Below are 7,391 nucleotides of genomic sequence, written 5' to 3' on the forward strand. Positions count from 1 at the left end.
CTGATGCAGCTCGCTCAGCGCTTCAAGCTGCCGATCCTGACCTTCATCGACACGCCGGGTGCGTATCCGGGCGTCGGCGCCGAAGAGCGCGGCCAGAGCGAGGCGATCGCGCGCAACCTGCTCGAGATGTCGGAATTGAAGGTGCCGATCGTCTGCACCGTGATCGGCGAAGGCGGCTCAGGCGGCGCGCTCGCGATCGGCGTCGGCGACGTGACCAACATGCTGCAGTATTCGACCTACTCGGTGATCTCGCCCGAAGGCTGCGCCTCGATCCTGTGGAAGAGCGCCGACAAGGCCCGCGATGCCGCCGAAGCGCTCGGCCTCACCGCCCCGCGCCTGCTCGAACTCGGCCTGATCGACAAGGTGCTGCGCGAGCCGCTCGGTGGCGCGCATCGCGATCCGCGCAACATGGCGATTCGCTTGAAGGCCGTGTTGCTCAATCAGCTCGAAGAGCTTGAAAAAGTGGACTCGACAGCGTTGCTCGATCGGCGCTACAAGCGCCTGCGCAAATACGGTGCGCTGCGCGCGGCGTGACGCTCCACTCGTCATTCCGGCGAATGCCGGAACGACCAACAGGATCAGGCCGCCCGCGGCTGCCGCATCAACAACGCGGTGAGTGTGGCAATGCGATCGCGCATCTCGCGCCGATCGACAATCAGGTCGAGCGCGCCGTGCTCGACGAGGAATTCCGAACGCTGAAAGCCTTCGGGTAAGGTCTCGCGCACGGTCTGCTCGATCACGCGCGGGCCGGCGAAGCCGATCAGCGCCTTCGGTTCGCCGATATTGATGTCGCCGAGCATGCCGAGGCTGGCGGAAACGCCGCCCGTGGTCGGGTCGGTCAGCACCGAGATGAACGGCACGCCCGCGCCGCGCAGGCGCGCGATCGCGGCCGAGGTCTTGGCCATCTGCATCAGCGAGAACAGGCCTTCCTGCATGCGCGCGCCGCCGGTCGCCGAGAAGCAGACGAACGGCATGCGCTGTTCGAGCGCGCGCTCGGCGGCAAGCGTGAACTTCTCGCCGACGACCGAACCCATCGAACCGCCCATGTAGGCGAATTCGAACGCGACCGCGATCAGCGGCTGCGTCTTGAGCCTGCCCTGCATCGCGATCATCGCGTCCTTCTCGCCGGTGTTCTTCTGCGCGGCGGCGATGCGCGCCTTGTAGGTCTTCGAGTCCTTGAACTTGAGCGCGTCGACCGGCTCGAGCGAGGTGAACAATTCCTCGCCCGTGTTCTCGTCGAACAGCGCGCCGAGGCGCTTGCGCGCGGCGATCGGATGGTGATGACCGCACTTCGGGCAGACCTGCAGGTTGCGCTCAAGCTCGGGGCCGTAGAGCACGGCACCGCAGCCCTCGCATTTTTCCCACAGGCCTTCGGGCACCTTGCCCTTGTTCGCGCCGCCTTCGGTGCGGATGCGCGAAGGCATCAGTTTGGTAAGCCAGCTCATGTCGTTCTCGTTGTCGAAAAGTTCGGCGTCGGGCACCGCGGTGACGATGCGTTCGGGCAGCGCCCGCTCCGTAGGAACGATCGCCGGCGCCGGCCCGGACGCGACCGAATCGGACCGTGCCGAATTGGAAACGGGCGATTCTACCGGCTGTTGCGGCTCCGGGACACCTTCGCGGCTCGGCTTACGCGGCATGGCGTGCCGGACGCGCATCGAGCGCCTGACGGATCGGCGCGAGGAAATCCCGCGCCGCATCTGTGACCGCGGCGGCGGGCGAAGAGTTCGCGAGCCGCTCGACGAGCGCGCTGCCGATGACGACCGCGTCGGCGAACTCGGCGATCGCGACCGCCGATGCGGCATCGCGCACGCCGAACCCAACCGCAACCGGCAACGCCGGCGCCAGCGCCTTGATCGCCGCGACGCGTGCGCGCACGGGCGCGAGATCGAGCCGGTTCGCGCCGGTCACGCCGGCAAACGAGACATAGTATAAAAATCCACTCGCTTCCCGGGTCAACGCGGCGAGGCGCGCGTCGTGCGTCGTCGGTGCGGCGAGGAAGATGCGATGCAGGCCCGCATCCGCCAGCGACTTGATCGTCGCCGACTCCTCGAGCGGGCAATCGACGAGCAGCACGCCATCGACGCCCGCAGCGACCGCTTCGCTCGCGAACTTCGCATAGCCATGGATTTCGATCGGGTTGAGATAACCCATCAGTACGACGGGTGTACTTTTATCCTTCTCGCGAAATTCGCCAACCCAGCCGAGAATCTTCGCCAAGCCGACGCCGTTGGCGAGCGCACGTTCGCTTGCATGCTGGATCACCGGGCCGTCGGCCATCGGATCGGAGAACGGTACGCCGAGTTCGATCGCGTCGGCGCCTGCCTCGACCAGTGCGTGCATCAGCGCGACGACGGAATCGGGCGAAGGATCGCCCGCAGTGATGAAAGGAATCAGGCCGGTGCGGCCGGCGGACTTGAGTTCGGCAAAACGCTTGTCGATGCGATTCACAGCGAAATGCCCTCCCGCGCGGCGATTGTATGCACGTCCTTGTCGCCGCGCCCGGACAGATTCACGAGCACGAGTTTGTCCTTCGGCAATTCGCGCGCAAGCTTGATGCCCTGCGCAACCGCATGGCTCGATTCGAGCGCGGCGAGGATGCCTTCGCTGCGCGCGAGTTCGTGGAAAGCGGCCAGCGCTTCCTCGTCGGTCACGCCGACATAGCTTGCGCGGCCCGTGTCTTTCAGCCAGGCATGCTCGGGGCCGACGCCCGGGTAGTCGAGGCCGGCCGAGATCGAATGCGTCTCGGTGATCTGGCCGTCGTCGTCGCAGATGACATAGGTGCGGTTGCCGTGCAGCACGCCAGGACGACCGGCGGCGAGCGAGGCGGCATGGCGCCCGGTTTCGATGCCGTCACCGGCGGCCTCGGCACCGACGATTCTGACCTCGCGATCATTGAGGAAGGCGTGGAACAGGCCAATCGCGTTCGAGCCGCCACCGACGCAGGCGGTGATCACGTCGGGCAGGCGGCCGTACTGTTCGAGCATCTGCGCGCGCGCCTCGCGGCCGACGATCGCGTTGAAATCGCGCACCATCATCGGATACGGATGCGGGCCGGTGACCGTACCGATGATGTAGAACGTGTCGGCGACATTGGTCACCCAGTCGCGCATTGCCTCGTTGAGCGCATCCTTCAGCGTCTTCGACCCCGAGGTCACCGGCACGACTTCGGCGCCGAGCAGCTTCATGCGGTATACATTTATCTTCTGCCGCTCGATGTCGACCGCGCCCATGTAGACCACGCATTCGAGGCCGAGGCGCGTCGCGACGGTCGCGCTCGCGACGCCGTGCTGGCCCGCGCCGGTTTCGGCGATGATGCGGCGCTTGCCCATACGCTTGGCGACGAGCGCCTGGCCGACGGTGTTGTTGATCTTGTGCGCGCCGGTGTGATTCAGGTCCTCGCGCTTGAACAGGATCTGCGCGCCGCCGATTTTCTGCGACAGGTGCCCGGCGTGGTAGATCGGACTGGGTCGGCCGACATAATGGGTGAGGTCGCGGTCGAGCTCGGCGATGAATTCGGGATCCTTGCGCAGGCGCAGATAGGCGTCGCGCAGTTCCGCCAGTGGTTCCATCAGCGTTTCGGCGACATACAGGCCGCCGTAGTCGCCGAAGCGGCCGTGTTCGTCGGGATAGTTCGAATAGTCGATCGACGCCGCAGCTGCGGCCGTATCGAAGGGTTTTGCCAGCATGGGATTCTCCAAATCGGTTGGCGCCGCAACCGCAAGATTAGTGCGGCAGCGGCAACTTCAATTCGTGATCGGGCCGGATTCGGCCCACGCGCGCGATGGCGCGCCGCGCTGACCCTGTTACCTGACCGCGGCCGCAGGCACGCGGCGCCAGCGTCGCAGCGAGCGGCCGAACGGCGGACAAGGCAATAGGCGCGAAAGGTTCCTCATGGCAGGCTATAGCCTACACAATCTCGCGCGTTTGTGCGCTGTACGCGGATCTCGACGGCGTTTGCTGCCTTCGCGGCACTCGAGCGCGCTCGGTCCATCGCTATTTGATGACGTCCCTGACCCAGTCCGCGATCAGCGCGTGAGCCGCCTGACTGGGATGCATCGGGTCGGCAAACAGCAGGCTGACCGGGCTCGGCAGGGCCGGATTGGTCGAACTGCCGCAGGCATGCGTCGGGTCGATGACTTTGGCGCAGTAGATGGGATAGCCCGGCAGCTGCTGCGACAGCTCGTCGAAGATCGTGCTGCTGTTGATGAAGGCGACGCCCGGCGTAGCGCCGAGACCGGTGGTGATCTTGTCGTTGAAGACCTGCGTCAATTTTGACAGCAACGCGCCGCCGTCGGCCGCGCCGCGCCCAATGGGTGTCTGCCCCAGATCGGGAATCGTGAAGACATAGACGTGCGGCTGTGTCGGTTGCGCAGCCAACGCAGTCACGTACTGGACGAATGACGCCGCCGCATGGGCAACGACGGTCTGGCTGTTGTCCGGCTTGGCGGCGGCGGCGAGGATGTCGTTGGCCCCCATCAGGACCGTTACCGCGTCACCTTCCTTGAGCTTGCCGCTGCCGATCAAGGACGCGACCTGCGATCCGAGGCTGGTGAAGGTATTGGGGGTGCGAGCGTCCGTCGAATCGAACATCACGCCGGCACCGCCTACGGCGTAGTTGTTGCCGTCACGGTAGTAATAGGTGTTCGGGCTCCACGCGCATTTGCTGCGTTTGGCACAGAACGCCGGCGTGCTCCACGTCAGGTTCTGTATCCAGATTCGACCTGCCACCAGCGGGCCGACGCTGGCAGGATCCGTATAGGTGATGCCAAGTGAGCCGGCGTCCGACAAGCTGTCGCCCAAGGTGTAAATTTCGGCCCGCGCCGCCATCGCGGCCACCGCCAGCGCCATGGCCACCCAATGGCGCGCCGAAGATTTCATGAAGGACCTCATCGGAGTTCCCCTCATTCTTGAGTCGGTTCGAGAGCCAGATATAGCCTACACCATCCTATGCGCTTACGCCGTCGCGACGGTTCAGGCCGCGTCGGCCATGCGCACCGCATCGACGAAAGCGCGCATTGCCTGCGCATCCTTGACTCCGACGGCCGATTCGATACCGCTGGACACGTCGACCGCATACGGCCGCGCGGCACGGATCGCGGCGCCAACGTTTTGCGCAGTCAGACCACCGGCAAGTATGACGGGCTTGGTGAAGGCGCCGACCACGGCCGACCAGTCGAACGTCTTGCCGCTGCCGCCCTGCTCGCCCGCGGCGTGGCCGTCGAGGAGGAATCCCGCTGCCGCCGGGTGCGCATGCACCACCGCAATTGGATCGACGCCTCCACCCATCGCGACCGCCTTCAGGTAGGGCATGCGATAGCGCACGCACTCCTCCGCCGTCTCGCCGCCGTGGAATTGCAACAGGTCGGGCTGCAGCGCGGCGACCGCCTCGGCGATGAAGCCGGGCATGTCGTCCATGAACAGCGCGACAAGGTCAACGAAAGGCGGCAGCGTCATGCGGATCTCGATCGCTCGCTCGATGCCGGCATAGCGCTTGCTCTTTTCGGTCATCACGACACCGATCGCGTCGACGCCGAGCGCGATCGCGGCGTGCACGTCCTCGACACGCGTCAGGCCGCAGAATTTGATCCGCGTGCGCAGGTTCGGAGTTTGCACCTTCATCGCGCCTCCTTCGCCGGCCAGGCCAGCTCGGCCGGCAAGCCATATTCTGCAGGATAGTACGGACGCAGGAACGTTAGGCCCTGTGCGACCGCCGTCGGCCCGGCGACGGCGCGGTCGCGGCCGGCCAGCAACTGCGCGATCCATTCGGGTTTCTTTTCGCCACGCCCCACCGGCAGCAGGCTGCCGACGATGTTGCGCACCATGTGGTGCAGGAACGCGTTGGCCTGGATCTCGACGATGACGCGATCGTCCTCGCGTCGCACGGAAATCTCGTGCACGCAGCGCATCGGCGTGCGCGCCTGGCAGGCAATCGTGCGGAACGCGCTGAAATCGTTCTCGCCGAGCAGGGCCTGCGCCGCCGCATGCATCGCTCCCGCGTCGAGCGGCACGCGCTCCCAGGCGACATGGCGCGCCGCCAATGCAGCGCGCACGGGACGATTGAGGATCGTGTAGCGATAGCGCCGCGCGAGCGCGGAAAAGCGTGCGTGGAAATCCTCGCCGATCGGCTGCGCCCAGAGCACGGCGACGCTCGCCGGCAGGTTGGAACTCGTGCCGAGCGTCCAGCCGCGCGGGCTGCGCTCGGAGTTCGTGTCGAAATGCACGACCTGACAGGACGCGTGCACGCCGGCGTCGGTGCGCCCGGCGCAGGTGACTTCGACCGCCGCGTCCGCGACCCTCGACAACGCCGCCTCGACCGCAGCCTGCACGCTGGGACCATGGCTCAGCCGCTGCCAGCCGTGGAAATCGGTGCCGTCGTATTCGATGCCGAGTGCGATGCGCAAAATCAATCCCGCGGAAACGAAAAAGCGCGCTGATTGTAGCAGCGCGCTTTCCGCTGCCAGCGCGGACGCCGGCGGATCGTCGAGAACGTTTCTTCGGAAATCAGCTCAATTCGGCAAGCAGCTTGCGCGCTTCTTCCTTCTGCGTGTCGCTGCCCTCGGCGAGCACTTCGTCGAGCATCGAACGCGCGCCTTCCGGATCGCCCATGTCGAGATAGGCGCGAGCGAGGTCGAGGCGCGTACCGATCGTGTCCTCGTCGAGGAAGGACTGGCGGCCGGCGCCGGCCTGATCGTCCTCGATCGGTGATTCCGTCACGGCGTCAACCTCCTTGTGGAATGTCTGTTCGAACTCGAGGTCGGGCAGGTCGCGTGAGTCGCTGGCGGCCATGTCGCGCGACTCGAACGCAAGCGGCTTGTCGTTGTCGAGCATGGAATGGATCTGCGCGTCATGCTCGTTCTCCGCCACTGTTTCTCCGGCATGCGTGGCCTCGTCGCGGAAGAAGAAATCATCCGCATCGTGACCGTCATGCGCCGCAAGCGCGGACGCGGCGAACAGCGGGCTGCCCGGCAGCAACTGCCGGCCGAGATCGGAGACTTCACGCCACTCGGCCGAGTCCTCGGGGAATTTCTCGCGCAGGCTGTGCGCGAGGGCGACGAAGCGGTCACTGTCGCCGTGATCGAAATGGCTGCGCAGCAGCTCCATTTCGTCCTCTTCGCCTGTCTCGTGATCGGCGTGGGTCGATCCCACGGCGGCGGCAGCCGAGCCGCCTTCGTAGTAGCTCTCGGCTTCCCGCTCCAGATCGGCATGCGGATCCGCGTCGGTCGCTTCCGCGGCGGCAACGGCGCCGGCGGCAGGCAGCGGCCGCGGGTTGGGCTTTTTCCCACCCGATGCGCGCGTCATCAGCCAGCCCGCGATCAGCAGCAGGATGCCGCCGGTGCCGCCATACAACACGTACGGATTGTCGGTGTAGTCGGCGTACCACGGCTTCGTCG

General features: G+C 65.9%; 8 protein-coding genes. 1 reads left to right on the forward strand and 7 read right to left on the reverse strand.

Annotated elements, in window-relative coordinates; translation table 11 throughout:
- Positions 1 to 534: carboxyl transferase domain-containing protein (locus VF497_RS00110; RefSeq protein WP_330885015.1), on the forward strand; the 534-nt coding region annotated here is incomplete at its 5' end.
- Between the two features lie 44 nt (positions 535 to 578).
- Here the strand turns inward: VF497_RS00110 and accD are convergent.
- The 7 genes from accD to VF497_RS00145 all read right to left on the reverse strand — a co-directional run.
- On the reverse strand, positions 579 to 1,445 hold the full coding sequence (gene accD, locus VF497_RS00115; protein ID WP_330885030.1) for an acetyl-CoA carboxylase, carboxyltransferase subunit beta: 867 nt from the start codon (positions 1,443 to 1,445) through the stop codon (positions 579 to 581).
- 181 nt (positions 1,446 to 1,626) lie between these two features.
- Positions 1,627 to 2,448 (reverse strand): tryptophan synthase subunit alpha, encoded by an 822-nt coding sequence (gene trpA, locus VF497_RS00120; protein WP_330885017.1) that lies wholly within the window; start codon positions 2,446 to 2,448, stop codon positions 1,627 to 1,629.
- A complete protein-coding gene (gene trpB / locus VF497_RS00125) occupies positions 2,445 to 3,686 on the reverse strand; it encodes a tryptophan synthase subunit beta (protein WP_330885019.1) in 1,242 nt (413 codons plus the stop codon). Before trpB ends, trpA begins: the two co-directional genes overlap by 4 nt.
- A 307-nt stretch (positions 3,687 to 3,993) precedes the next feature.
- Positions 3,994 to 4,890: an SGNH/GDSL hydrolase family protein gene (locus tag VF497_RS00130; protein WP_330885021.1), complete on the reverse strand. Its 897-nt coding sequence runs from the start codon at positions 4,888 to 4,890 to the stop codon at positions 3,994 to 3,996.
- Between the two features lie 81 nt (positions 4,891 to 4,971).
- Positions 4,972 to 5,619 carry a phosphoribosylanthranilate isomerase gene (locus VF497_RS00135; RefSeq protein WP_330885023.1) on the reverse strand — a complete coding sequence of 216 codons (648 nt, stop codon included), beginning with the start codon at positions 5,617 to 5,619 and terminating at the stop codon, positions 4,972 to 4,974.
- The gene (gene truA, locus VF497_RS00140) at positions 5,616 to 6,401 is read right to left on the reverse strand and encodes a tRNA pseudouridine(38-40) synthase TruA (protein ID WP_330885025.1); all 786 of its coding nucleotides are present in this window, start codon (positions 6,399 to 6,401) and stop codon (positions 5,616 to 5,618) included. Before truA ends, VF497_RS00135 begins: the two co-directional genes overlap by 4 nt.
- A 100-nt stretch (positions 6,402 to 6,501) precedes the next feature.
- On the reverse strand, positions 6,502 to 7,391 hold an 890-nt coding region (locus tag VF497_RS00145), incomplete at its 5' end, for a FimV/HubP family polar landmark protein (RefSeq protein ID WP_330885028.1).

Source organism: Rudaea sp., assembly GCF_036383415.1.
Classification (GTDB): Bacteria; Pseudomonadota; Gammaproteobacteria; order Xanthomonadales; family Rhodanobacteraceae; genus Rudaea.